This window comes from Escherichia sp. MOD1-EC6475 (assembly GCF_003046645.1).
Taxonomy (GTDB): domain Bacteria; phylum Pseudomonadota; class Gammaproteobacteria; order Enterobacterales; family Enterobacteriaceae; genus Escherichia; species Escherichia ruysiae.
The window spans coordinates 1-900 of the sequence record NZ_PZKQ01000118.1 but is presented as its reverse complement, the minus strand read 5'-3'; the positions used below and the strand labels follow the sequence as shown (position 1 = coordinate 900).

Sequence of the window (900 nt, the reverse complement as noted above, 5' to 3'; positions counted from 1 at the left end):
CTGGTGCGTACCGGGTTGAGAAGCGGTGTAAGTGAACTGCAGTTGCCATGTTTTACGGCAGTGAGAGCAGAGATAGCGCTGATGTCCGGCGGTGCTTTTGCCGTTACGCACCACCCCGTCAGTAGCTGAACAGGAGGGACAGCTGATAGAAACAGAAGCCACTGGAGCACCTCAAAGACACCATCATACACTAAAGCAGTAAGTTGGCAGCATCACCCCAGAGACGGATACAGCACTGCCTGAAACGTGCAAAAATGAAATCACAGAGAGCAACCAGCCAGGAAGAGTTCTCCTTCAGATTATTACGCAGTTCTGCAATACAGACGGAAAAAGAAATGGGCATATACAGGGACCGCAAAACAGCACATGATCATTTATATCGCCAGGATGGTAAAAAATCTCCGCACTGAGTTCCAGCCCTCCCGGTGCAACCGTAGAACGGCACCGGGCTTACCAGGAATTGTCTCATTATTATTGCCGTAACAAAAAAACAGTTTTCTCTGATGAATGAATTATTAATATAACTCCGGAAAAGCACCTCTCTTTTTAATCTACAGAAGGTGTTGTTATGAAAAAATATTCTTCAGCCGTCCTTGCACTCATTCTCACCAGCACCTGTATGACAGCCTCCGCTGCCACACAAGAAATCTCAAAAAAAGCCTATGTCTGTGATGGAAACAAGAGAATGGAGGTTGTCTATATCAACACCACTGCCGGAAACTCCTATGCAGTGATAAACCAGATGGATGAGATGATACCCATGCAGCTTATGAAAATAGCCTCCGGAGCGAATTACGAAGCCATCAACAAAAACTACTCATATAAACTGTACACAAAAGGGAAAAAAGCCGATCTGGTAGAAGGGAATGACAGACCTGTATTAAGGAAGGTGCGAACAAG

The 900-nt window shown here is 45.6% G+C and carries 2 protein-coding genes; one reads left to right on the top strand and one right to left on the bottom strand.

All coding sequences use genetic code 11. The annotated features are described in order from the left end of the window. Positions 1 to 162: IS1 family transposase (locus A7589_RS22620; protein WP_001396981.1), on the bottom strand; the 162-nt coding region annotated here is incomplete at its 3' end. Positions 163 to 568: 406 nt separating this feature from the next. On the opposite strand from A7589_RS22620, the gene A7589_RS22605 reads away from it, so the two are divergent. After that, positions 569 to 900: c-type lysozyme inhibitor (locus tag A7589_RS22605; protein ID WP_108189038.1), on the top strand; the 332-nt coding region annotated here is incomplete at its 3' end.